The 22815-nt window shown below is 67.2% G+C and carries 19 protein-coding genes; 4 read left to right on the forward strand and 15 right to left on the reverse strand.

Annotated elements, in window-relative coordinates:
• The 13 genes from tssB to LGR64_RS10770 form a co-directional block, all read right to left on the reverse strand.
• Positions 1-543: a type VI secretion system contractile sheath small subunit gene (gene tssB, locus LGR64_RS10710; protein WP_012205675.1), complete on the reverse strand. Its 543-nt coding sequence runs from the start codon at positions 541-543 to the stop codon at positions 1-3.
• Positions 544-666: 123 nt separating this feature from the next.
• Positions 667-1089 carry a hypothetical protein gene (locus tag LGR64_RS10715; RefSeq protein ID WP_230355405.1) on the reverse strand — a complete coding sequence of 141 codons (423 nt, stop codon included), beginning with the start codon at positions 1087-1089 and terminating at the stop codon, positions 667-669.
• Positions 1086-2111, reverse strand: a complete 1026-nt coding sequence (tssA, locus tag LGR64_RS10720; RefSeq protein ID WP_141831944.1) for a type VI secretion system protein TssA — start codon at positions 2109-2111, stop codon at positions 1086-1088. Before tssA ends, LGR64_RS10715 begins: the two co-directional genes overlap by 4 nt.
• A gap of 57 nt (positions 2112-2168) precedes the next feature.
• Entirely contained in the window at positions 2169-2873 is a 705-nt protein-coding gene (gene tagF / locus LGR64_RS10725; protein WP_230355406.1) for a type VI secretion system-associated protein TagF, read from the reverse strand.
• Entirely contained in the window at positions 2855-6511 is a 3657-nt protein-coding gene (tssM, locus tag LGR64_RS10730; RefSeq protein WP_230355407.1) for a type VI secretion system membrane subunit TssM, read from the reverse strand. Before tssM ends, tagF begins: the two co-directional genes overlap by 19 nt.
• A 4-nt stretch (positions 6512-6515) precedes the next feature.
• Positions 6516-7847: a DotU family type VI secretion system protein gene (locus LGR64_RS10735; RefSeq protein ID WP_012205670.1), complete on the reverse strand. Its 1332-nt coding sequence runs from the start codon at positions 7845-7847 to the stop codon at positions 6516-6518.
• 21 nt (positions 7848-7868) lie between these two features.
• On the reverse strand, positions 7869-9203 hold the full coding sequence (gene tssK, locus LGR64_RS10740; protein ID WP_230355408.1) for a type VI secretion system baseplate subunit TssK: 1335 nt from the start codon (positions 9201-9203) through the stop codon (positions 7869-7871).
• 17 nt (positions 9204-9220) lie between these two features.
• Complete coding sequence (tssJ, locus tag LGR64_RS10745; RefSeq protein WP_013802365.1) at positions 9221-9820, reverse strand: type VI secretion system lipoprotein TssJ; 600 nt, start codon at positions 9818-9820, stop codon at positions 9221-9223.
• Between the two features lie 19 nt (positions 9821-9839).
• A complete protein-coding gene (locus LGR64_RS10750; RefSeq protein ID WP_034393863.1) occupies positions 9840-10628 on the reverse strand; it encodes a PP2C family protein-serine/threonine phosphatase in 789 nt (262 codons plus the stop codon).
• Positions 10625-12757, reverse strand: coding sequence for a type VI secretion system-associated FHA domain protein TagH (tagH, locus tag LGR64_RS10755; protein ID WP_230355409.1), 2133 nt, complete (start codon positions 12755-12757; stop codon positions 10625-10627). Before tagH ends, LGR64_RS10750 begins: the two co-directional genes overlap by 4 nt.
• Before the next feature lie 42 nt (positions 12758-12799).
• A complete protein-coding gene (locus tag LGR64_RS10760) occupies positions 12800-13294 on the reverse strand; it encodes a TssQ family T6SS-associated lipoprotein (protein ID WP_012205665.1) in 495 nt (164 codons plus the stop codon).
• A 2-nt stretch (positions 13295-13296) separates the two neighbouring features.
• Positions 13297-14085, reverse strand: a complete 789-nt coding sequence (locus tag LGR64_RS10765; RefSeq protein ID WP_063326055.1) for a PEGA domain-containing protein — start codon at positions 14083-14085, stop codon at positions 13297-13299.
• Positions 14086-14094: 9 nt separating this feature from the next.
• Positions 14095-16215, reverse strand: a complete 2121-nt coding sequence (locus LGR64_RS10770) for a serine/threonine protein kinase (protein ID WP_230355410.1) — start codon at positions 16213-16215, stop codon at positions 14095-14097.
• Positions 16216-16830: 615 nt separating this feature from the next.
• On the opposite strand from LGR64_RS10770, the gene LGR64_RS10775 reads away from it, so the two are divergent.
• The 4 genes from LGR64_RS10775 (at position 16831) to LGR64_RS10790 (ending at position 21748) form a co-directional block, all read left to right on the forward strand.
• A complete protein-coding gene (locus tag LGR64_RS10775) occupies positions 16831-17313 on the forward strand; it encodes an Hcp family type VI secretion system effector (RefSeq protein WP_013802370.1) in 483 nt (160 codons plus the stop codon).
• A gap of 814 nt (positions 17314-18127) precedes the next feature.
• On the forward strand, positions 18128-18865 hold the full coding sequence (locus tag LGR64_RS10780) for a GntR family transcriptional regulator (protein ID WP_013802371.1): 738 nt from the start codon (positions 18128-18130) through the stop codon (positions 18863-18865).
• A 223-nt stretch (positions 18866-19088) separates the two neighbouring features.
• Positions 19089-19919, forward strand: coding sequence for a flagellar filament capping protein FliD (gene fliD, locus LGR64_RS10785; protein ID WP_141831955.1), 831 nt, complete (start codon positions 19089-19091; stop codon positions 19917-19919).
• 41 nt (positions 19920-19960) lie between these two features.
• Positions 19961-21748 carry a methyl-accepting chemotaxis protein gene (locus tag LGR64_RS10790; protein ID WP_230355411.1) on the forward strand — a complete coding sequence of 596 codons (1788 nt, stop codon included), beginning with the start codon at positions 19961-19963 and terminating at the stop codon, positions 21746-21748.
• A 46-nt stretch (positions 21749-21794) separates the two neighbouring features.
• Here LGR64_RS10790 and LGR64_RS10795 read toward each other — a convergent pair whose 3' ends face one another.
• Positions 21795-22202 (reverse strand): hypothetical protein, encoded by a 408-nt coding sequence (locus LGR64_RS10795; protein WP_034393841.1) that lies wholly within the window; start codon positions 22200-22202, stop codon positions 21795-21797.
• Positions 22203-22308: 106 nt separating this feature from the next.
• A complete protein-coding gene (locus LGR64_RS10800) occupies positions 22309-22698 on the reverse strand; it encodes a hypothetical protein (protein ID WP_012205657.1) in 390 nt (129 codons plus the stop codon).
• Positions 22699-22815: the final 117 nt, after the last annotated feature.

Below are 22815 nucleotides of genomic sequence, written 5' to 3' on the forward strand. Positions count from 1 at the left end.
TCAAGCCTCGGATGCAGGGCCCGAGGCCTGCGGGGCAGTGATGTTGGGCGCGGCGGCCAGCGACTTGAGCAGCGCAGGGTCCTTGAGCACCTTGCCGATCAGCTCCTCGGCGCCCTGCTTGCCGTCCATGTAGGACAGCAGGTTGTGCAACTGGGTGCGTGCCTCCAGCAGCGAGTTGAGCGCGCCCACGCGCCGCGCGATGGCGGCGGGGGAGAAGTCCTCCATGCTCTCGAAGCTCAGGTCGATGTTGAGCTTGCCCTCGCCCGTCAGCGTGTTGTCCACCTGGAAGGCGACGCGGGGCTTGATGGACTTCATGCGCGCATCGAAGTTGTCGATGTCGATTTCCAGGAACTTGCGGTCGGCGATTTCGGGCAGCGGATCGACGGGCTTGCCCGACAGATCGGCCAGCACGCCCATCACGAAGGGGATCTGCACCTTCTTTTCCGAGCCGTAGATCTCGACGTCGTACTCGATCTGCACGCGCGGCGCACGGTTGCGCGCGATGAATTTCTGACCACTCTTGCCGGTTTTGGTGAGCGACATGCGGGTGTTCCTTTCAAGAAAAAAATAGGTCGCAGAAGTAAAAAGCCTGGAGTCCCGCCTTGCGGCGGACCGAAGGGCTGAGGGCGCAAGAGGCCGTGTGGAAACAGGGGGACGGTGTGGGTGTCATGGGGCAGCCAGCTCCTTGAAAGCGAAGTCCGGGTCCAGCAGGTCCGTGCATTCCTCGCAGTAGAGGTAGGCGATGGATCGCTTGTTCTCCGCCGTCCCCCAGCCCGTGCCGCTGTCGATGGTCAGGTTGACCTGGCGGCCTCCCTTGAAGCGCACGACGGCACGGGCACTGCAGCTACCGGTTTCATAGGCATGCGCGTAATTGAACTGGCTGCTGGGCTTGGCGTGGCGCAGGAAGTAGCGCGCGCGCTTTTCGTCAATGCGCAGTGAATCGCAATGGATGCGGGGGTCTTCGCTTTTGGCGGTGCCATCGCGGATCGTGATGCGCTCGATGGCGTTTGCAGGCCGTGCACCGGCATCTGCGAAGGCTGGCGTCGAGAGACCCACGCCCAGGGCCATGAAACAGCATTTGGCCCTCATGTCTGCTGCTCCTGCAGGTGGGCGCCCGTGATCACTTCCACCTGGGCCAGGCTGTCGGGCGACAGCTCGCGCAGGATGTCCATGAAGCCCATGCGCATGAAGCGGGCGGCGCGGCGGATGAGCAGGGGGGCGGGGTTGGAGGGCTCGGTGCGCTCCACGAAGGCGGCGATTTCCAGCAACTGGGCAATCGCCTGTTCGCGGTTGCGCGCCGGGGTGTGGGGTGCGCCGGGCGCGGGCTGGGCTGCCAGGCCGTCCCCAGTACCGGCCTGTGCGGCCGGCTCGGTTTCAGCGGCCGTGTCGGCATCGCCTGTGGACTGGGGCTGCCATTGCTTGAGGGCCAGCAGCAGCTGGCGCAGGCCGTCGAGCTCGGGCTGCTGGTGGCTGGGCAGGTGCTGTTCGCAGCAGGCGCGGATCTGGTCGAGCTCCTGCAGCGCAGGGGTGACGGCCAGCAGGGTTTCGTGGCCCTCGGCATGCGCGCGGGCCGAGGCCATGCGCAATTCGTCGGCGGTCAGGTGCGGCAGGTCCTCGGGCACGTTGCCCTTGGCCATCAGTTCGGCGTCGCGCACGCTGATCTGGCCCAGCGCGCCGCGCAGGAAGTCGGCGTTGCGCAGGTCACGCACAAAGCCTGTCACGTCCGACAGGGTGCCCAGGGCGTTCATGCGCATGAAGTAGTCGTCGCCATCCTCGGGCAGGGGATGGACATGCTCCCAGTGGCGCTCCAGCAGGGCGCCGCACAGCTGCAGGCCCTGCAGCGTGCCGGGCAGGCCGTGCAGGATGGTCCAGGCACGGCACAGCAGCACGGCCACGCGTAGGTCCTTGGTGCGCTGCATCAGGGCCGAGGCCTGGCGCTCCACGTCGCGCCAGTCCGGTGGCTCGGCGGGGATGACGGTGTCGCCGAACTGCTGTTCTACCTTGCCCTGCGCAGCGCTTTCCATGGCCTGGAAATCGTTGTCATAGGTAAGGTCCGGGCCGCAGGGCGGCTCGGCGGCGGTCTCGGTCAGCAGGTCCTGGATATTGGCCATGGGCGGGTCGGTGTTGCTTGGGTATGGTGTGGAGTGGACGGTGCGATCTGGACGAACTCAGGCGCCCTTGAACAGCCGGGTGAACAGGCGGCGGTGCAGCACTTCGTGCTGGACCACTTCGTCAGGGGCGTGGCGCGGCGTGGCCGAGATCCACCAGACGGAGGTGGTGGAACCGGGGCGCATGCAGGCGCGCCAGTCCATGCGCGGCAGGCGCGCGGCGTTGCCCTGCGAGGCGCCCATGTCAAGGTCCGCCAGCAGGCTGTGGATGGAGGCGCTGTCCGGCGTGCGGCCGTCCTGCTGGAACGGCCATTGCAGGGTGGCCAGCCGCTCGTCGAGCTGCTGGGCCGACAGGGGCAGGCGCCGTGCGTCGATGAGCGCATCGCGTGCGCCGCTCAGGAAGCGTTCGATGTCCTGGTCCGACGCCGGCGTGCCGGAGCTGCCGTCCACCGTGGCCATGATGGCCAGTGGAAAGAGCCGGCCGATGCGGTCGGAGCTGGGCCCGATCACGCCCACCATGGGCTGGCCCAGGATGGAGGCGGGGCACAGGAAGAACCACAGCGGCGAGTGCACGAAGCGCGTGGACCAGTTGTCGGCCGCATCGCTGCGCAGCTGGTCCATGCCGTTGCGCAGCCACTCGTCCCAGCGCATGGTCAGTGCGTGGGGCATGCGCCGGCCGACGAAATCGCCCTGGCTTGGCAGCTTGCCCCACCAGGCGGCGCAGGGTCGCTGGAGGGTCATGGCGTTCACAGCCGGTCCGGACATTCGAATTCCTCCATGGCCTTGAGCCGGAATGGGTTGAGGACGCTGCTGGTGGTGACTTCCATGCGCAGCTTGCGTCCGTCGATGGTGAAGATGGCCGTGAAACGCTCGGGCGAGTTGCCCGGCAGGATCTGGGCACGGTCGAACAGGCGGTGCAGCGCCCAGGGGCCTTCGGTCACGATGCCGGTGTTCTGCGCGCCGGCGGCCGTGATCTGCAGCCGGGCCTGGCCGGTGCCGCGCGTGCCCGGCCAGGAGACGGCCTTGGGGATTTGCGGGCCGTGCTGGTAGCGCACGATTTCGCCGTCCACGTCCAGCACCATCTGGGAGATGGAGGCGTCCATGTCCAGCGGCTTGATCTCCAGCCGAATGCCGGGCGTGTTGCCACCTGCGCGGAAGAACACGTCGCGGATGGAGGCCGCGCGCTGGAAGGCGGCCAGCGAGGCAGAGCCCCCCACGGGCGTGCCGTCCACACCCTGCTTGAAGGTCCAGGGCACGGTGGAGATGTCCACCATGGTCTGCAGCTGGGTGCGGAAGAACTCGTCCATGGTGCCGCCGGTGGCGAACAGGCGGGCGAAGTCGTCCGTGGTCACGTCGCGCGTGGCGCTGCGCGTGAAGGGGTAGCGGCCCAGGATGGCCCGGCGGCAGAAGTCGCCGATGGTGGCGTTGAGGTTGCCGCCCAGCGTGCTGCGCACGCTGCTTCCCACGAAGGACGAGGTGGACGTGGCCAGGGCCTCGTACATGCTGTTGAGCGGAGGCGGCACGCGCTTGGCTTCCGAGCGCACCTTCTCCAGCGTGCCGCTCAGCGAGGGAGGCACGCCGCCGCCCTGGATCACCTGCTGGCGCGCCGAGGCGATGACGGCCGCCGCTTCGTTGAGCACCTGCAGGCTGGCGGTGATGGGCGCCGGGCCCGAGCCGTTGCTGGTGGCAAGGCGCCGGTACTCGCGGAAGCGGAAGTCCACGATGTCGGCCTCCAGCGTGCCGGTGGCCAGCATGCCGCCCACGTTCAGCGGCTTGCCGGTCAGGCGGCTGAGCTGGTGCTGTTCCTCGCGGATGCGCTGCAGTTTCTCGCCCAGCCAGCTGCTGGTGCTGCCGGAGCTGCCGCCTTCCTGCTGTTCCGGGCGGCGGGCCAGCGTGGTCTCGCGGGCCACGGCGCGGATGAACTGCTCCAGGCTGGAGTTGGCGGACGAGTACAGGCGGGCCTGCTCGCCGGCCTGCTCCAGCGAGGCCGTGCGTATGGGGCGGATGTCGGCCAGGAAGGTTTCCCACAGGCGCGCGTACTCCATCAGGTACAGGCGCTTGACCTCGTTGGCCAGCTGGCCCGTGAGCACTTCCTGGGCCACGCTGCGCCGGCCTTCGGCCTGGCCCAGCACCCAGGTTTCCTCCTTGGCCAGCAAGGTGGTGACCTTGGGCAGCTCGTGCAGGAAGAGGCCGTGGTAGCCGTCATAGGTGAACAGGCCGCTGATGCCCTGGGTGAGCGGCTTGCCGCTGGCACGCGCAAAGACCTGGGGCGCCTCGGGACCGCTGGCACGCACCACGCTGAAGTCGGGCGGCAGCTTGTCGCCGGTGTTCAGCAGCTGCTTGAGGCGGCTGTAGGCGCGCTGGGCGGGCGACATCTGGGCCAGGCGCTGGCGCACCTCGGCGACCAGGTTGGCGTCGATGGGCTGGGCGGAGACCACCACGCGGCCGTCGATGAGGCGGTCCAGGTGTTCGGACAGCTGGTCCACCAGGCCGGCCTGCACCAGATGCTGGGGCAGGGTGTTTTCCCAATCGCTGCGCAGCCAGGCCTTGACGAAGGTGGCGTCGAAGTGGTCGGGCTCGTAGAGCATGAGATAGGCCTTGAGCGTTTCGTAGCTGGCCTCGGGGCTGCCGGTGCTGACCTGGCGCAGCGAGCGCGCGACATGGCTGCTCAGGCGCGGCAGCCAGGCGTCTTCCAGCAGGCGCAGGTAGGTGGCGTGGGCGGCCGTCTGCACCTTGGGCACCTGCAGCAGGCCCCAGCGCCAGCCCAGCGGGGCCGATTCCTCGAAGCGGCTGCTCTGCGCCACGCGCGCCGCGTGGTTGAGCATGGGCACCAGGGCGACCACGTTGTCGGGATCGGTGGCCTTGGATTCCTCCACGGCCTGGCGCAGCGTGCCGGCGTTGTCGGCCACTTCGTTCAGGTAGCGCTGGTTGTTCTCGTAGCTCAGCGTCCAGGCCAGGGCCGCGCCGCCCAGGGCCAGCAGCAGCGCGCACAGGCCGGCGGCCTGCATCAGGCGCAGCTGGCGCTCTTTCTTGGCGTTGCGCCCGGTCAAGCCGGACTCGTTGAACATCACGTCCTTGAACAGCGACTCCAGGAAATAGCTGCGGCCCTGCTGCGGCACGGCATCGGCCGGCAGGCGGCCACGCAGCGCAAAGCGGCGCGACAGGGCCGACATCACGCGGTCGAAGGGCATGCCCTCCTGCGTGCCGCTGGTGAAGTAGACGCCGCGCAGCAGCGGCTTTTCCTTGAAGCGCGAGGCGGAGAACGCCGCATCCAGCGTGTCGCGCACCACGTCCTTGAGGCCGGCAAACTGCTGGGGCAGGGCGTAGAGCAGGCTGCGGCGCGCAAGGTCGGGCTCGGTCATCAGCCGCTGGGGCAGCAGGCGGTCGATCTGGGCGACCAGGGCGTCGAACTCCTCCATGTACAGGGCGCTGGCGGCCTGCGGGTCGCTGGCGGGCGAGCGCTGGGTCTTTTCGTCATAGGGGTAGGTGAAGCCCCAGACCTGGGCGCGCTCCTCGCGGCTCATGGCGCCGAAGAACTCGTTGAAGCCCGCCAGCAGGTCGCTCTTGGTGACCAGCACGTAGACGGGGAAGCGGATGGTCAGCTCCTCGCACAGCTCGCTCAGGCGCAGGCCGATCAGCTGGGCCAGCTGGGCACGCTCGGCGTCGCTGGCACTGAGCAGCTCCTGCACGCTGAGCGTGACGATCACGCCGTTGACGGGCTGGCGTCCGCGAAAGCGCTTGAGCAGCTGCATGAAGCCCTTCCAGGCTGCCTTGTCCTGCTCCGCATCGCTTTCCTGGGTGGTGTAGCGGCCGGCCGTGTCCAGCAGCACGGCCTGGTCGGTGAACCACCAGTCGCAGTTGCGCGTGCCGCCTATGCCGGGGATGGCGCGCTTGCCGAACTGGGCCGCCAGCGGGAAGTCCAGCCCCGAGTTGATCAGGGCCGTGGTCTTGCCCGAACCCGGCGAGCCGATGATCAGGTACCAGGGCAGCTGGTAGATGTAGCGCTTGTTCCAGCGGCCGAACAGGCCGCCTTCGGTCTGGCCGAAGCGGGTCTTGCTCAGCGTGTCCAGGGCTTCCTTGAAGCGCGACTCCAGCTCGGCCACTTCCTCGGAGCCTGCTGCGGGCGTGCCGTCCGCCTCGCGCGGCGAGGTCAGGCGGGCCAGGCCGGTCATGAGGTGCTCGTTCATGCGCTGTGCGCGCCACCAGCGCAGCAGCAGGCGCAGGAACCAGAGGATGAACAGGCCGGCGATGATCCACCAGCGCACGGTGGGGCTGCCCAGCGGCTGGTAGGGCTGGATGAAGACGAGCGGGCCGACGAACCAGATGAGCAGGCTCAGGGCCACCAGGCCCAGAAGCTCCAGCATGTAGCGGTTGAACAGCCATGAGGCGATGCGACGGATCATGGGATCAGTTCCTGGTCTCGGGTGCGGCAGGCAGGGCCTGCAGTTGCTGGTCACGTTGCTGGGGCGCGACCAGCAGGACGATTTCCACCCGCCGGTTCAGCGCCCGGCCTTCTGCCGTGTTGTTGGGGGCGACGGGGTCGCTGTCGGCACGGCCCTCGGCATGCAGGCGCTGGCGGTCGCGCAGCGAGCCGCCCAGCATCTGGGACACGGCCTGGGCACGTTCCTGCGACAGGTTCCAGTTGGACGGGAAGCGCGCCGTGCGTATGGGCAGGTTGTCGGTGTAGCCGTTGACGACGACCTTGCCCGGCACTTCGTCCAGGGCCGCTGCCACGCGGTGGATGACCTGCACGTAGCGGGGCTTCACGACGGTGGCGGCCGGGTCGAACAGGCCGTCGCCGCGCAGGATGACGGTGCTGCGGTCGGCCTCGTCGCGCACGCTGACCAGGCCTTCGCGGATCTCGGGCTCCAGGAACTGGCGCAGCCGCGGCTTGAGCGTGGCGACGGTGGCGGCCGCCGAGGTGCGCGGGAAGCGGATCTCGTTGATGGCGGCGAACAGGTCGTCCGAACTGTTGGACAGCCGGTAGCTGAACCACAGGTAGATGAAGAACGCCAGCAGCAAGGTGATGGCAGCCGCCACCCACAGCGGCACCATGGCCCAGGGCGGCGAGGCCAGGCGCTGCACGCCACGCCAGTGCACGGACAGCAGGCTGCTGCGGTCGCCGCGCGTGGATTCGATGAGCTGCAGCAGGCGCGCCTTCAGCGTTTCCAGCTGGGCGCGGCCGTTGTCGATCACGCGGTAGCGGCCTTCAAAGCCCAGCATCACGCAGTAGTACAGCAGCTCGATCAGGTCGATGTGCTGGTGCGGCGTCTGCACCAGGCGGGCCAGCAGCTGAAAGAACTTCTCGCCGCCCCAGGTTTCGTTGTGCAGGGCGACCAGCAGGCTGTGCTTGGGCCAGACGCCGGCACTGCCCCAGGGCGTCTGGGCGGCGGTTTCGTCCAGCACCGTGCAGATGCAGTAGCGTGCACCGATGATGGTTTCCATGGGCACGCCGCTGGCGCCTGCGCGCTGCTCGAATTCGCGGATGTGCTCGAGCAGCAGTTGTTGCAGCGCGCGCGGGTCTTCGTTGGTGACCATGGCGCGGATCTGGGGGATGAGGTTCAGCAGCCGGTTGGCGGCGGCCACCAGCGGGTTGCCGCCGCTGACCACGTCGGGCAGGTTGGAGCGCAGCGGCTCCTGGCCGGCAGGCGCGGGCGCGGCGCTGGCCGCGCCTTCGGCACGGCCCGTGTCGGCGTCGCCGCCCCAGGGCATTTGGTGGCTGATGTTGGAACTGTTCATGTCGGAAGATGCGTCGCGCCGTCAGCGGCGGATGGCCCAGAACTCCAGTTGCAGGTCGGGGAATTCGCCGGAGACGTGCATGGCAAGGCCGCCGGAGCTTTGCAGCTGGTTCCACAGATCGTGCGTGGTGTCCACCTCGAAATAGTTGTAGCCCGCGTGGTAGGGAATCTCGCGCGGGGCAATGGGCAGGGGCCGCAGCGTGACGCCGGGCAGGTGCAGGTTCACCAGGTCGCGTATGCGCTCCACGGGGCCCAGCTTGGTCTGGGTGGGGAAGTGGGTGCGCAGGAATTCCGGCGTGGTCTGGGCATGGGCGGCCAGCACGAAGTCGCAGGTGGTGAGCAGTTCGGTGGACGGGATCAGCGCCACGCGCACGCCGTACTGGCGGTCGTGCAGCGGGATCTGGATGGCGTTTTGCTCCAGCACCGAGGACAGGCTGCGCCGCAGCTCCAGCATCAGCGGCGGGAAGCTGCGCCGCAGGTCGTCATGGTCGTAGGCGGGCAGCACCTCGGGGCGGCGGCGCTCGTGGTCGAAGGTGGTCAGCTCGGCGGCCAGGCGCAGCAGTTCCTCGAACAGGCGCTCGGGGTGGATGCTGGCGGTGCGCACCCAGTGCTGGGCCGCGCCCGTCCAGTGGTTGATGAGCTGCAGCAGCAGGAAGTCGCCTACCTCGCCGATGCCGCCGCGCTCGGGCTGGATCATGCGCTGGGCCAGCACTTCGCCGCGCTGGCGCAGCAGGCCGTGGATTTCCTTGCAGAAGGTGTTGAGCACCGAGCTGGGCCCGTTGTTGACCACGGTGGGGATGAAGCCGGGCTCCAGCAGCACGCCGCCGCTGGCCTGGCGCTCCACCACATGGGCCACGGGCAGGCTGACCCAGCCTTCGGTCAGCTCGTGGGCGGGGCGCAGGCTCAGGCGCAGCCGGCCCAGCTGCACCTCGGCGGGCTGGGCACCCACGTCGTTGCTGTCCGCCACTTCGGTCACGTCGCTGAGATAGCGCGCGGGGCTTTGGGAGCCTTCGCCAAAGGTCACTTCGCTGCCCGAGAAGCGGCGCAGCGGCAGCGCCAGGTGGACCACCACGTCCTTGACGTCCTTGCCGACGTCCAGCGGGGTGGGCGCCTCGTCGTCGCCCGGCAGCTGGAACGGCGTGCCGTCGGGCAGCACGCCGTGGGCCGAACGGATTCCCAGCTTGCCCATGCGCAGCAGATCGGTGTCCAGCTCCAGTTCCGAGAAGCCCCAGAAAAAGGGCTGCCCCGGCAGGCTGCGTGACTGCAGTTGCCGGAACAGGAAGCGCTCCTGCTGCTGGAAGTGCTGGGGCCGAAGGAACATGCCCTCGGCCCAGATGACTTTGCGTTGCCAGACCATGGTGGATAGATGTGCGTTTATTGGGATGCGGGTTGAATGCGGACGGTGACCTCTTCGCGGGTCAGGTGCACCTGGTAGCGCACGGGCTGCAGCTTTTCGGTGGAGCCCATGCCCCACCAGCGCCGGCGCAGCTCCACTGAGTTGGGCGCTACGGCCGAGGCGCGCCAGGTGCTGCGCTCCAGATCGCGGTAGGCGGCGAACAGGCCGAAGGCGCGCACATCGGGGTTGCCCTTGCGCTCTATGACCTGGCGCTGGCCGGGCGCGACCAGGAATTCCTCGCGCCGCACGAAGTCGCTGCCCAGCTGGCCGTCGTCCTTGTCCTGCAGGTCGAAGAAGCCGGCGCGGTCAAAGGCGGCGGAGGCGCGCAGCTCGTAGATGCGCAGCAGCACGGGCTTGGGAATGCCTTCACGGTCTGGGTTGATGTCCATGTCCGCCACCACTTCGAATATGGCGGTTGGCACGGCTGTGGGCGCCACTTCGGGCGCGCGGCTCAGGGGGTTGAGGGAGCCGCAGCCGGCCAGGCCGGTCACCACAGCCGTGCCCAGGCCCAAGGCGCCCAGCGTTTGCAGCGCCTGCCGGCGCCCCTGCGATCCCTGCGGTTCCTCTGATCTCCACATGGCTTCTCCTGTCTCGATGTCAGTCATTGGTTTCACGCGGGCAGATCCACACCGTCAGCGCACTGAGGTTGTCCTGGTGCGGGTTGCCGCTGGATACGACGCGGCCGACCATGCGCTGTATCCATTCGTCGGGGCGCTGGCTGGCGGCCAGCAACTGCTCCATTTCCGACTCGTGCATGCCTTCCCACAGGCCGTCCGAGCACAGCAGGAAGACATCGCCGGCCTCCAGGGCCACGGCGTCGGCGCGGATGCTGGGCGGCACCTGGCCCTCGGCGCCAATGGCGCCGGCCAGCACGTTGCGGTTGGGCAGGCGGCGCGGGTCGTTCTCCTCGTACAGGCCGGCGTGCAGCAGCTGCTGCACCAGGCTGTGGTCTTCGGTGCGCAGGTGCATGCGGCCCGCGCGGAACCAGTACAGGCGCGAGTCGCCCCAGTGCGCCCACAGGGCCCGGCCCTGCTCGGGATCGATGCACAGCACCACCACGGTGGCGCTCATGTGCATGCGCGAGACCGAGGTGGACTGCTGGCCGCTGACGCGGTGCTCCGCCTGGGAAATCAGGGAGGCCAGGCTGGCGGGGGCGAACAGCGGGTTCTGCCGGAAGCCATCCACCACGGCCTGCACGGTGAGCTGGGCGGCGAGCTCGCCGTGCCCATGCCCGCCTGCGCCATCGGCCAGCGTGCAGCACAGGCCGCCGGCGCCCAGGTCCATCAGGCCCATGGCGTCTTCGTTGCTGGAACGCCTGCCGCTGTGGGAGGCGCTGGCCACCTGGATGCTGTAGCGGTGGCCGGCTCCGTCGAGATAGGCGATCACGGCTGGCCTTTCACGGACTGCTCGGCGTTTTCGTAGGCCTCGACGAAGGTGCGGCCCGAGAAGGCCATCAGGTCGTCCTCGGCATGGCGGCGCAGCACGTCGAAGTTGTGCTTGTAGTCGTCCCACAGCGCGGCCTTGCGGCCATTGGTCAGCAGCTTGTCCAGCAGGCCGGGGTTGGTTTCTGTGCGGCGCTCCAGCTCGGTCGGATCGAACCGGGTCAGGGCCTCGGCATAGGCGGCGCGGATGCCGGCCATCAGGGCCAGCTGGTGCACATGCAGGTCCTGGAATGCGTCCTGCATGGCAGGCAGCGGCTTCATGAAGCCCGGGAAGGTCTGGTGGACCATCTGCATGAGCACGCCCTCGGAATTGGGCAGGAACTTGAGCGGGTTGTTGGCGCCCGTGGCAATGATGGTCACGCCGGCGCGGAACTCGCGCTTGATCTCGGAGCGCGCGGCCAGCAGGTCGATGGTTCCCTGCACCGCAATGCGCAGGGCTTCGCCGAAAGTGCGCATGAATTCCGGTGTGACCTCGAAATGGGTCTTGGCCGGGTTCAGGCCTGCGCCCTCCATGAAGGCTGCGGCCAGTGCCTGCAGATCGGCGTTGGCGGCCGGCTGGGGCTGCACGGGAATATCGACGGGCGCGGCGGTGGAGGGCAGGGCGCCGATGGGGATGGCGGCGTCGCCCTGGCCGAGGATGCTGGAGGCCGCGGGGATATTGACGTTGATGCCTGTGTCAAGGGGGGCCGAGGTAGGGGCAACGGCAGCCCTGGCGACGGGCGCAACATGGGCAAGACCGGACTTGAAGAGGTCCAGATCCAGTCCATTGGTGGGCAGCAGACCGTCCAGCGCGGCCGGCTCGGCGGGGATCTGGGGCACGGGCGCCGGGGCAGGCGCGGCAACCGGAATGTCCTGTGCCTGCGCCGGTGCCTGCGTCTGTACCTGCGTCGGTACCTGTGCCCGTGCCTCCACCTGTACAGGAAGCTGCTCCTGCACAGCAGGAATCACGGTATCGATCACAGGCGGGAGTGCAGGCTGGGCCGGTGCTGCCGCCTCCGGCGGTGGCACCGGCCCAGCGGGCTGTGCATGCGACTGCATGCGCGGCAGATTGAAGGCCTGGCCCAGTTCGGAGCCCCGGCCCGAGGCCTGCTGCAGCGGCTGCGCATCGGGGGGCAGGCCGCCCTGGTCGAACAGCGCAAGCGGGTCGAGCTTTTGGGATTGCTCGAAGCACGAAGGCAGGCCGGTATGGGAGGCATCATGCAAGGCCTCGGTGCTCAGGCCCTTGAGCGGCAGCGTGTGGACCATGCCGTCATGGCGCTGCTGTATCAGCTCGCCCGTGCCTTGCGATGGCAGGCCGGCCCAGCCTTCCTCCTGCTGCCGAGCCTGCTGGGGCGGCGGAGCAAAGGGGTCGAAATCATTGGGGATCAGCAAGGGGCGATGCTGCGGCTTGGCGGGCTGCGGCATGGCCAGTGCAGCCTGCTCGGGCGGGATGGCGCTCTCGATCGAAGGCACGGCAGGGGTCTGGATGGCATCCAGGCTCAGTGCCGTCAGGCCTTCCCAGGGATCGGCGATGCCGGGGGCGGCGGCAGGCAATACGTCCGCCAGCGGCGCTGCCTCTGCCAGCGGCGCTGCCTCTGCCAGCGGCGCTGCCTCTGCCAGCGGCGCTGCTTCCGGCAGCGGGGGCTGGGCGGCGACGGGAGGCGGGGCGATCTGGGGCTGCGGGGCGGCTGTGGCGGCTGGGGCCGCTGTCTGCGTTGCTTGCGCGGCCTGCGCGTTTTGCATTGCAGCCGAAGGCGGTGCCTCGAAAGGCGTGCCCGGCGCCACGGCGGCCAGGGTGTAGGCGCCGATACGGATGCGCGCACCCAGGGGCAGGCCCACTTCCTGGCCCGAACGCACGGGCTGCTCTGCCACCCAGATGGGATCACGCTCGCTCAGGTTCGCAACAAAGGCTCCCTCGGAATCCAGCCTGACCATGGCGTGCACGCGCGCGACGGAAGCGTCCGGGTCCGAGATGATGAGCTTGTTCTGGCCACTGCGTCCGATCGTGCCGCCGGCCATGCCGAATACGGCATGCCAGTGGCGATCGACCGGAACGCCATCGTGGTCCACGACCCTGAGTTCGATTTTGTCCATGGAGTCTTAGGCTAGGCAGTTTTCAGGAAGCGTCGGGATGCCTCAGGAGGCTTTGCGCGCGGGCGCAGGGCGCTTGTTGCGCAGCGCGGCACGGGCGTTGTTGAACTCCCGGCCCCAGATGGGATGGCCCTTTTCGGCCTCGGTCAGCTGGAAGGTGGGGTCCAGGGCCAGGGCCATGTCGAAGTGCTGGCGGCAGGGCTTGCGGCGGCCTTCCACGCAGTGGCTGAAGGCGATGTACTTCAACGCCTTGACCTGGCTGCTCATGGGCAGTTCCTGTGCGGTGGACAGGGGCGTCAGCGCCGTGATGGCGTCCTCATAGCGGCCGTCCACATAGAGCTGGATGGCTTCGACCAGCTCCTGCTCCTTGATCACCACGGGGTCCACGGGCTTGACGGGCTCCGGAGGCTGGACCACGGTCGGGGCCGGCTCGGGCTCCACGGGCTTGGGCGCGGTTTCACACGCGGCCAGGCCGAAGGCAACGGCCAGGGCAAGGGTCAGGCGCTGGATGGAGTGAGGAATATTCAGGGTCATGGACATGGTCAGCGGGCATCAAAGTCATGGGAAAGGGTCACCGACTGGCCGTCGGTGATGCGGATCACCTGCCGATAGCTCTCGAAGCCGGGATTGCGCAGCTCCACCGTGTGGGAGCCTGGCGCCAGCTTGAGCAGCACGACGGGAGGGGTGACGCCGGACGGCTTGCCGTTGATCAGCACATTCGCCCAGGGGCTGACCCTCAGGCGCAGGTTGTGATCTGTCCGTGGCGTCTCAGACCGTGCGGCCAGCGCTGCGGAGCGCGCTGGAGCAAGGCCGGGTGTCAGGGCGGTGATCGAGGTGATCACGCGGCTGTTCAGTGCAAAGCCACCGGCCGTGGGTGCCGCAGGCGCCGTGCGCAGCCGCTGCGCGGAAGGGCAGCGCTGGATCCAGCGGTCCTGGGCGCGGCTGTAGGCGTCCCGCCACGGCGTACCCGTGGTTTCGTAGGCCTGCAGTGCAAAGCCCGGGTGTGCGGAGAACGCGGAATCGAAGGCCGCCTCGCAGCGCGCCCATTCCTTGTGCGTGCAATAGGTGTAGGCCAGGTACTTGTGGGCGGAGGCCCGCTCCATGGGATCGGCCAGCCCGCCAAACAGCGCCGCCTGCAGCGCACGCTCGGCCTGGGCCAGGTCGCGCGCCTCGAACAGCGCAATGCCCTGCGCCAGCTGCGGGCGTCCTGCCGAGCCGGTTTGGGCGGGCGCTGCCTCTTCGCATGCCGCCTGGGAATGCGCCAGGCAGGGCAGGCCGAGCACTGCAGTGCACAGCATCCATCGCCAGCGGTGGTTCATCAGTCGAGCCATGGGCCGCGCTCATTCGAAAAGATGGTTCACGGTCACCGACTCGCCCTTGGTGACCGTGATGGTCTTGGTCACCGTGGAGGCCGCACCCGGGTTGCTGATGTCGATGCGGTACTCGCCCTCTGGAAGCTCCATCTGGGTCAGCGGCGGGCTGGTCCGTGCCGGGGCGCGGTTCACGGAGACATAGCCCCAGGGCACGACCCGGAACACCACCTTGCCCGTGGCCGCTGCGGGCTTGACGGGGCGGGCTTCGGTCTTGGGCGGCTCGGTCGGCAACGGCTCGGACCCGGTGGCCACCGTGACGGGGACGACAGGCGTGCTCTGCTCGGGCTGCGAAGGGGCAATCTCGGGCAACGCGGCCTGCTGCTCGGGCGAGGTCGTCGGCTGCACCTGCTCCGTGGAGGCCAGCGAGGCCTCGTTGAGCAATTGCTTGAGCAGCGCCTGGGCCTCGGTGCGGTGCTGTCCTTCGGGGAAGCTGTCCAGGTAGTCCTGCAGGCGGGCCAGGCTGGACTGGCTTTGCGCCTGCTGCCAGGCCAGGCTGTCGCGTGCTGCCAGGGTCTTGGCGCGTGCCTGGTCCTGGGAATGGTCGTACCACAGCACGCCGCCGCCCGCGATGGCAGCCAGCACCAGGGCGCCGATGGCCAACGGTACGGCCATGCTGCTGCGCCTGGCCTTGGGCGCAGCCTGGGCCCCCGCAGCTGGAGGCCGGGCAGCCGCAGGCTTGGCCTGGACGGCCGGCGCTGCGGCGGGCTGCTCGGGAACGGGAGCAGGTGGTGCAGCCGGAGCCGGAGCCTGACCCGTAGCCTGAGGCGCCGGCATGCCTGGCAGTGCCTGGTCGATGTCGATGAACGGCCCGTTGCCCAGGCCCATCGGGTCGGCGGCAGAGGCCTGGGGCGCAGATGGGGGTGCCATCTGAGGCGTGGCCATGGCGGCAGGTGTGCTGGGAGCCGGTGATGCCGGGGCCACGGGTGGAACCGTTGCAACAGGCGACACAGGCGACACAGGTGCCACAGGTGCCACAGGTGCCACAGGTGCCACAGGTGCCACAGGTGCCACCGGCATGACCGTCGCCACGGGCGCAACCTGTGGGGTGGGTGCGGGAACGTAGGTTTCCGTGATCGGCAGGAACCGGGGTGCCTGCGCGGATGCCGACTCACTGGCCATGGCGGCCTGAACGGCCGCAGGCGTCGTGATCGGGATGTAGATGGGGCTGGGCTCCACAGGCGCAGGCGCCGCCCGGTTTTCGGCAGACAGGCCCAGCAAGCTGCGCAGTTCGGCAATCGACTGGGGCCGGTCCTGCGGGCGCACGGCCAGGGCTTTTTGCATGCCCTGCAGGAAGGCGTCGGAGTAGCCGGGAACCTGCTCGGAAGTCAGCGGCTGCATGGGGTCCGTGACCATGCGCGCCACCGAGGTGGCAGGAGTGCGGCCCGTGGCGGCCTGGTGAATGAGGGCGCCGACCTGGTAGATGTCCGTCCACGCGCCCTGGGGCATGGCGCCGTCGTCCACGTACTGCTCGATGGGCGCAAAACCGGGCTTGAGCACCATGGTCAGCGCCTGGGTCATGTCGCCGATGATGCGGCGCGCGGCGCCGAAATCCAGCAGCACGGGGCTGCCATCGCGCTGCACGAAGATGTTGTCCGGCGCGATATCGCGGTGGAAGCAGTCCTGTGCATGCAGGACCTCGAGCACATCGAGCAGCGGTGCCAGCAGGGTGCTGAGCTGGGCCTGGTCGATGCGGCCCGACGATGCCTGCAGCACGCGGCCCAGCGTCTGGCCCTCGTAGTGGCGCATCACCATGTAGGCCGTGCCACCGGCTTCGAAGAATCGGTAGACATGCACCAGGGTGGGGTGCGAGAAGCGCGCCAGCAGGCGGGCCTCGTTGATGAAGCTGCGCAGCCCGGCGTCGAACGCGCCACGGTGCTGCGAGCGCACATGCACCTGATGGGAGCTTTGCCGCCCGGCCAGGGCCGAAGGCATGTACTCCTTGATCGCGACCTCGCGGTCCAGCGAGAGGTCACGGGCCTTGTAGACGATGCCGAAACCGCCTTCGCCGATGACATCGAGCACGCGGTATTCGCCAATCTGGACACCTGCCGGAAGGCAGTTGGTCGAACATGCTGCTTCGCTATCCATGCAATCCCACCCAAGATGTTGTTTCACACCCTGGCGGGCGACGTCTGTCGCGCAGCCAGGGTGCCGAACCTGTTCGAGGCCATTGGACAAGGAGAAAGCCGGCATCACACCGGCAATCTGTCTCTGTAAACCGTTGGTTTTCCTCAATCAGCCTATTGTCTGAAGCCAGGGGCCAAAGACGAGCGTCATGGATTCGTCATGAATACAAGATCGTATTTCAATCGGACTCCGAATGCGGCGTGAGTGTAGCTTGAGTTCCGCAAAAAGCCATGACACGAATCGAATGGATATGAGGTGGATACATTTTTTTTCAGATGTATCCGCCGTAACAATTCAGTCTGCTCAATTGTTTGTATTTTGCCGGCCTTATCCACTATCATCGCGGCTCCAACAAAGGAGGGCGGTTCACGACAGTGAGGATTGCAGGCGATTGTCAATACATTCCTTGACCATCCAGGGTATGCGCCGCACTGATCTGAATCACGTGTTAAGTGAATCGGTTTCGTGCGCTCTACCCGAGAGTGGTTTCCCCTTTGTTCGCGTGTGAACTATCCGATGCAATCAGGCTATTGGGTTGCATGCGAACGTTTAATCCATTAGTTCGAGAGGTGTGCAATGTCCGTTGATATGTTCATGAAGGTCGAGGGCGCCAGTGGCGAGTCCCAGGATTCCAACCACAAGGGCTGGACCGACATCGACTCCTTCACCTGGGGTGCTACCCAGCCCAACACCATGTCCAGCGGCGGTGGTGCCGGCGCCGGCAAGGTGAGCTTCCATGACCTGAACGTCATCGCCAAGGTGGACAAGTGCTACCCCGCCGTGCTCAAGCACTGCGCCACGGGCAAGCACCTGGGCCAGGTCGACATCTCGCTGTGCAAGGCCGGCGGCTCGCAGATCGAGTTCACCAAGATCACCCTGACCGACGTCATGGTGACGAACGTGACCGTCAGCGGCGCCAACTCCTCTGACACCGTGACCGTGAACTACTCGTTCCAGGCTGCCAAGGTCAAGACCCAGTACTGGGAACAGACCAACCAGGGCGGCAAGGGCGCCGAGAGCCAGATGGGCTTCAACATCAAGGAAAACCGCGAAGCCTGAGCTTCCTCCCGCAGCTGTGCTGCTGCGGCAACCCGCGTCGGACTCGTCTGGCGCGGGTGTTGCCGTGGACGTGCGGGAATATGGCCTCCATCTATCGATGGAGGCTTTTCAGTATGGAAAGCCGAAATCAGGCTGTTGGGGGAATATCGGAGAGACGTGCCTTGAGGCCGCGTGGGTAACCGCGTGCCTGGCTGGTTTTTGTGTCATTTTTTTGACGTGGGCCAGCTTTCCATTCCTGTCAAAAGCTGAATGTCGTTAGGCTTGTCAATCTTTGACAAACACGAAAACCCATGGCTGCAGGCATGGGGAATCGACTTGCTCGCTGCACTATCAATGTGCAGAAAATTTCTGATAAAAATGGATTGCCGTGGATATGCGCAGGATTACCGCGCGTGGGTTCCTGTGTCTATTGATCAGGCACATTGAATGCCTGGTGCCGGGGCCTGCGAACCGTTGTGGTGCGTTTGGCCTGTACTGCGGCGAGTGGCGGAGCATACACGAACATCGGACGTTGTCGAGAATATTTTTGCCGGTCCAATTATTAAAACGCAATTCGTTTCTTTAATAAATTCCACTGCCAACTTGTGTACAAGAAAGAGTACTAAATGCGTGAATGGACCATTGCCCATTGCCGGCGTGCAAACCCGTCAGAGAGATTGCAGCAGCAATCGGCGTATACCCTGTCACCGCCCGCAAATCTGCCCGGTGCCGCAGGCATGGCTTCGCTCTTTTCCACCGCCTTGCGCCGGGTCCTGGCTGGACTTGGCTGTCGCCAACGGCAGGGGCGGTGTTCTCCAACCGGCATGGCAGTCGCATGAGCATCGCGGTTGCCTCCCCGCCCGTGTGCGAGACGCGCCAGGGGCCTGCAAGCAGCGCGCACTCGCTGGCCGCGCAGATCTACGCTTGCCTGAAGAACGACATCTTCGATTTCCGCCTGCTGCCCGGCGACCGCTTCAGCGAGGGCGAAATCGCCACGCGCATGCAGGTCAGCCGCACGCCCGTGCGCCAGGCGCTGTTCTGGTTGCAGCGCGATGGCTATGTCGATGTGCATTTCAAGAGCGGGTGGCAGATCAAGGCCTTCGACTTCAAGTACTTCGAGGATCTCTATGAGGTGCGAACCCTGATGGAGACCAGCGCCGTGGCCAGCCTGGTGGGCGAATCGCTGAAGTCATTGCAGCCGTTGCGCGAAGTCTGGTGCGTGCCCGAGGAGCAGCGCGAGACCGACCCCGCCGTGGTGGCCTCGCTGGACGAGGCTTTCCATACCGGCCTGGTGGCCGCGACCGGCAACCAGGAGATGGCGCGCATCCACCTGGACATCACCGAACGCATCCGCATCATCCGGCGCCTGGATGTCATCAAGCTGCCGCGCGTCTCGGCTACCTATGACGACCATGCCGCCATCCTCGCGGCCATCGAGGCTGGCGATGCGGCGCGGGCCCAGTCCTGCCTGAGAGAGCACATCGCCGACAGCCGGGCCGAGGTCAAGCGCATCACGTTCTACATGCTGCAAACGGCGCGCGAGCGCTATGGCGCCCTGACGCAGATGGCCTGAGGGCCGCAATGTGTTGGTGGAGGGCCTCTTCGGAGGCCCTTTTTCATGGCCGGGCCGCTGCGGGAAGGCGGCGGACATCCGTTCCGGCGCAGCAAAGCCTGCAAGTCGTGGGCAAGGGGCCTGCTTTTCCCCGCATCGCTGCGGCGGCGTCCCGGTAGTCTTCCTGCCAAACCGTGGACGGGCCTCGCGCCCGCGCCATCTGCCAACTCACAGGGAAGAGAACATGAGCATCAGAACCGACAACCTGAACGTGCAAAGCCTGCTGGCCCGCGCCCAATCCAAGCTCAACAGCAGCACGACGCAGGCGGCTTCGGATTCGGCCGGCAAGAAGAGCGCTGCGGAGACCAGCGCCACCAAGACGGACAGCACCAAGACGGAGACCACCGAAGCGGAGAAGGTCCGCAAGCTGGCACCGTCGCTGACCAAGGCGCACGAGCGCATTGCGGCCCAGGCCCAGGCGGGATCGACCTCGCTGTCGGCGTTGGGGCAGTTCAAGTCATCCCTGGTGGACCTGGCCTCGGCGGGCAAGGATGTGGCCGCGCTCTCGGCCACCAGCACCACCCAGTCGGTGCAAGGCGCGCTGGAAAAGCTGGTGGCGCGCTATAACTCCAGCGTTGCCAAGGGCAGCGTGAGCGCGGCGGCCGGTTCTTCCACCGATGTGGGTGCCACCCGCGCCCTGCGCGAGTTGCGCTCGGCCATCATGAGTGTCACGGGCAGCGCGACCGCGCCCAGCCTGGGCAAGCTCGGCATCGTCCAGCGCCAGGACGGCACGCTGGCGGTGGATGCCAAGGCCCTGGAAAAGTCCATGGCCGCCGATGCCGCCGGCGTGACCTCGGCCCTGGCCGGCATTGGCAAGGCGGTGGAGAACAGCGCCAACTCTGCGCTGTCCACTGGCAGCCGCCTCAGCTCGTCCATGGCCAGTCTGGGCGACCGGGTCAAGACGCTGCAGCAGCAGCAAAGTGCGGTGGTTGCCACGGCCGAGAAGCTGGGCGACTCCCTGGTCGGTTCGGCCAACTGGAACCGCATGGTGCTGGACGCCTACCTCAAGAACTGATTTCAGCACCATCCCCGCCCTGCATCCTGCTCCCGGAAAACATGAAAAACCTGCGCATCGGCCTCCGTCTCGGAGGCGGCTTCACCATTCTTTTGCTGATCATGCTGTTGATCAGTGTCACCAGCATCGTCAGCATGGGACACATGGCCCGTGCGACCACGGAAATCACCGAGGTGGCCCTGGCCAAGGAGCGGATGATCAGCGACTGGTTCCGCAACATCCACTCGGGCTCGCGCCGGACCACGGCCATTGCCAAGAGCAGCGATCCTTCGCTGGCCACTTTCTTTGCCGAAGACGCGGCCGAGTCCTCGCGCCAGTCGGGCAAGCTGCAGGACCGCATCGAGCCGCTGCTGCAGACGCAGGAAGAAAAGGACATCTGGGTCGAGATCAAGAAGGCGCGCGCCGGCTACCTGGCGGGCCGCGACGTGGTGACCAAGGCCAAGGCCGAAGGCCGTGCAGAAGATGCCGAGCGCCTGTTCACCCAGGAGTACCAGCCCGCCACGCAGCGCTATATAGAGATCGTGCAGCGCCTGCTGGACATGCAGCGCGCCGCCATAGACAGCTCCGCCGGGGAAGTGCAGGTGCGCTTTTCTGCCAGCCGCGCCACCATCATCGCCGTGGTGTCCCTGGCCGTGGTGCTGGGCGCGCTGGCCGCGTGGTGGATCACGCGCGGCATCACCGTGCCGCTGGCCGAAGCCCTGCGCGTGGCGCGCACCGTGGCCAACAACGACCTGACCAGCCGCATCACCGTTGATTCGCGCGACGAAACCGGCCAGTTGCTGCAGGCGCTGCGCCAGATGAACGACAACCTGGCCCAGGTCGTGGGGCAGGTGCGCTCGGGGGCGGACAGCATCGCCACGGCTTCGGGCGAGATCGATGCGGGCAACCAGGACCTGTCCTCGCGCACCGAGCAGCAGGCCAGCTCGCTGGAGCAGACGGCTGCCGCCATGGAGGAGCTGACCAGCACGGTCAAGCAGAACGCCGAGAACGCACGCCAGGCCAATCAGCTGGCCGCTTCGGCGTCTCAGACCGCGGTGCAGGGCGGCAAGGTGGTGGCGGGCGTGGTGGACACCATGGGCGGCATCAGCGAGTCCAGCCGCAAGATTGCCGACATCATCGGCGTCATCGACTCCATTGCCTTCCAGACCAACATCCTGGCGCTGAACGCTGCCGTGGAAGCGGCACGTGCCGGCGAGCAGGGCCGTGGCTTTGCCGTGGTGGCGGGCGAGGTGCGTGCGCTGGCCCAGCGCAGCGCCTCGGCGGCCAAGGACATCAAGGACCTGATTGCAGACTCCGTGTCCAAGGTGGACGCGGGCACGCGCCAGGTGGCCGAGGCCGGTCGCACCATGGACGGCATCGTGCAAAGCGTGCAGCAGGTCAGCGACCTGGTGGCCGAGATCACGGCCGCCAGCCAGGAGCAAAGCAGCGGCATCAACCAGGTGCACCAGGCGATTTCGCAGATGGACACGGTGACCCAGCAGAATGCCGCGCTGGTCGAGGAGGCAGCTGCCGCGACCGGCTCGCTCAAATCCCAGGTGAATCAGCTGGCGGCCGCCGTGAGCGTGTTCCGCATCGACGGCGTGGCGCCGGCCCGTGCAGGGACAGGAGCAGCTTCGTCTTCAGTACCTGCCGCGCGCGCGCCGTCTATGGCAGCGCCCATGCGTCCTGCGGCCCGACCGCTGGCCGCGTCCGCCCCTGCTGCTGGCACTGCACCCGCTGCTGCCACGCGCAGCGCCTCTGCCGCCCCAGCGCCCGCCGCAAAGCTGCCTGCCGCAAGGCAGGCCGTGGCGGCCAAGGGCAATGACGACGGGGACTGGACTTCGTTCTGAGTCCGTCCGGCTCCGGTTGAGTTCTGCCGGGTTTGGCCGAGTTCAGCTACTTGGGGGCGCCCAGTTGGTACTTGGAGCCCTCGCCCTGGCCATCGGTGATGGCGGCGGCCTGGCCGGCGGCAGGGTTCACGCCGCCGGCATCTTCCTTGTTCGTGGCTCCTGCGCCGCTTGCGGGCTCCGATGCCTTGGCGGGCAGGGGCGCGGCTGGCGGCAAGGGCTCGTGCGGATCCCCCTTGGCATGGGGCATGACCTGCTCGGCCATGATCACGGGCTGTCCCAGCAGGGGCTTGTCCGGCGGGGGCTGGTTGAAGCGCGGCACTTCGGCCATGGGAAATCCCGCGCGCGTTGACGAGGTCTCGCCCGAGCAGGCGGCCAGCGTCAGCAAAGAGGTTGCGGCGACGCCCAGGGCCAGCCGTCTGGCGAGTGTCGTGGCCTGCACAAATTCATGGGGCATGGTTGTTCTCCGATGTCGATCTTCCGGCCGACATGCTCCCATGTGTCCAGGACTGGTGGCGTAGGTCCATGCCGGATTCCCGGTGACCGGCCACCGCAATCCTTGCTCAGGGCTGGCTGCCGCTGGCCTTCCACGATCCATCGGACTGCTTGCAGAACCAGAAACGCCAGTTTTCCGAGGTCTTTTTCAGGCGCACGTCGGCCGACAGCAGGCGGCAGCTTCCGGCCGAGCCGGTCTGCACGGTCTGCTGCGGCTGCAAGGCCATCGTCACGCGCTGGTTGGTACGGTTCGGGCCGCTGGTCCATTCGGTCACGGAGCCGTCGGCGGCCTCGTTGAGCACCTTGGCCACGGCGGCCTTTGCGTCGGGCAGGTCCCTGGCGGGAATGCGTGCGGCAATGGTGTCGTTGAGGAAGATCGACGCTGCGGCATTGGCGCTGGTGGACACCAGCGAGGCGGCGGCGGCCAGCGATGCGACGGTGAGGGCAAAGGTTTTCATGCAATGGTTCCTGGAGTGTGGGCCGACGACCGCAGCGGGATGTCGGAAGGACGGTATCGGGCCATGTTAACGGCTGCCGTGGTGGCGCCGTGTGTCGCGCACCGCTGAAACCAGCGC

It is taken from the genome of Delftia sp. Lp-1, assembly GCF_020523835.1.
GTDB lineage: Bacteria > Pseudomonadota > Gammaproteobacteria > Burkholderiales > Burkholderiaceae_C > Comamonas > Comamonas acidovorans.

What these genes read in the sequence shown, in the direction of transcription:
- tssA (WP_141831944.1), bottom strand. Translation starts at nt 2,111, where the DNA reads ATGGCCAATATCCAGGACCTGCTGACCGAGACCGCCGCCGAGCCGCCC.
- LGR64_RS10800 (WP_012205657.1), bottom strand. Translation starts at nt 22,698, where the DNA reads ATGAAAACCTTTGCCCTCACCGTCGCATCGCTGGCCGCCGCCGCCTCG.
- LGR64_RS10775 (WP_013802370.1), top strand. Translation starts at nt 16,831, where the DNA reads ATGTCCGTTGATATGTTCATGAAGGTCGAGGGCGCCAGTGGCGAGTCC.
- LGR64_RS10760 (WP_012205665.1), bottom strand. Translation starts at nt 13,294, where the DNA reads ATGTCCATGACCCTGAATATTCCTCACTCCATCCAGCGCCTGACCCTT.
- fliD (WP_141831955.1), top strand. Translation starts at nt 19,089, where the DNA reads ATGAGCATCAGAACCGACAACCTGAACGTGCAAAGCCTGCTGGCCCGC.
- LGR64_RS10715 (WP_230355405.1), bottom strand. Translation starts at nt 1,089, where the DNA reads ATGAGGGCCAAATGCTGTTTCATGGCCCTGGGCGTGGGTCTCTCGACG.
- LGR64_RS10735 (WP_012205670.1), bottom strand. Translation starts at nt 7,847, where the DNA reads ATGAACAGTTCCAACATCAGCCACCAAATGCCCTGGGGCGGCGACGCC.
- tssJ (WP_013802365.1), bottom strand. Translation starts at nt 9,820, where the DNA reads ATGTGGAGATCAGAGGAACCGCAGGGATCGCAGGGGCGCCGGCAGGCG.
- LGR64_RS10770 (WP_230355410.1), bottom strand. Translation starts at nt 16,215, where the DNA reads ATGGATAGCGAAGCAGCATGTTCGACCAACTGCCTTCCGGCAGGTGTC.
- tssM (WP_230355407.1), bottom strand. Translation starts at nt 6,511, where the DNA reads ATGATCCGTCGCATCGCCTCATGGCTGTTCAACCGCTACATGCTGGAG.
- tagH (WP_230355409.1), bottom strand. Translation starts at nt 12,757, where the DNA reads ATGGACAAAATCGAACTCAGGGTCGTGGACCACGATGGCGTTCCGGTC.
- tagF (WP_230355406.1), bottom strand. Translation starts at nt 2,873, where the DNA reads ATGTCCGGACCGGCTGTGAACGCCATGACCCTCCAGCGACCCTGCGCC.
- LGR64_RS10780 (WP_013802371.1), top strand. Translation starts at nt 18,128, where the DNA reads ATGAGCATCGCGGTTGCCTCCCCGCCCGTGTGCGAGACGCGCCAGGGG.
- tssK (WP_230355408.1), bottom strand. Translation starts at nt 9,203, where the DNA reads ATGGTCTGGCAACGCAAAGTCATCTGGGCCGAGGGCATGTTCCTTCGG.
- LGR64_RS10765 (WP_063326055.1), bottom strand. Translation starts at nt 14,085, where the DNA reads ATGGCTCGACTGATGAACCACCGCTGGCGATGGATGCTGTGCACTGCA.
- tssB (WP_012205675.1), bottom strand. Translation starts at nt 543, where the DNA reads ATGTCGCTCACCAAAACCGGCAAGAGTGGTCAGAAATTCATCGCGCGC.
- LGR64_RS10790 (WP_230355411.1), top strand. Translation starts at nt 19,961, where the DNA reads ATGAAAAACCTGCGCATCGGCCTCCGTCTCGGAGGCGGCTTCACCATT.
- LGR64_RS10795 (WP_034393841.1), bottom strand. Translation starts at nt 22,202, where the DNA reads ATGCCCCATGAATTTGTGCAGGCCACGACACTCGCCAGACGGCTGGCC.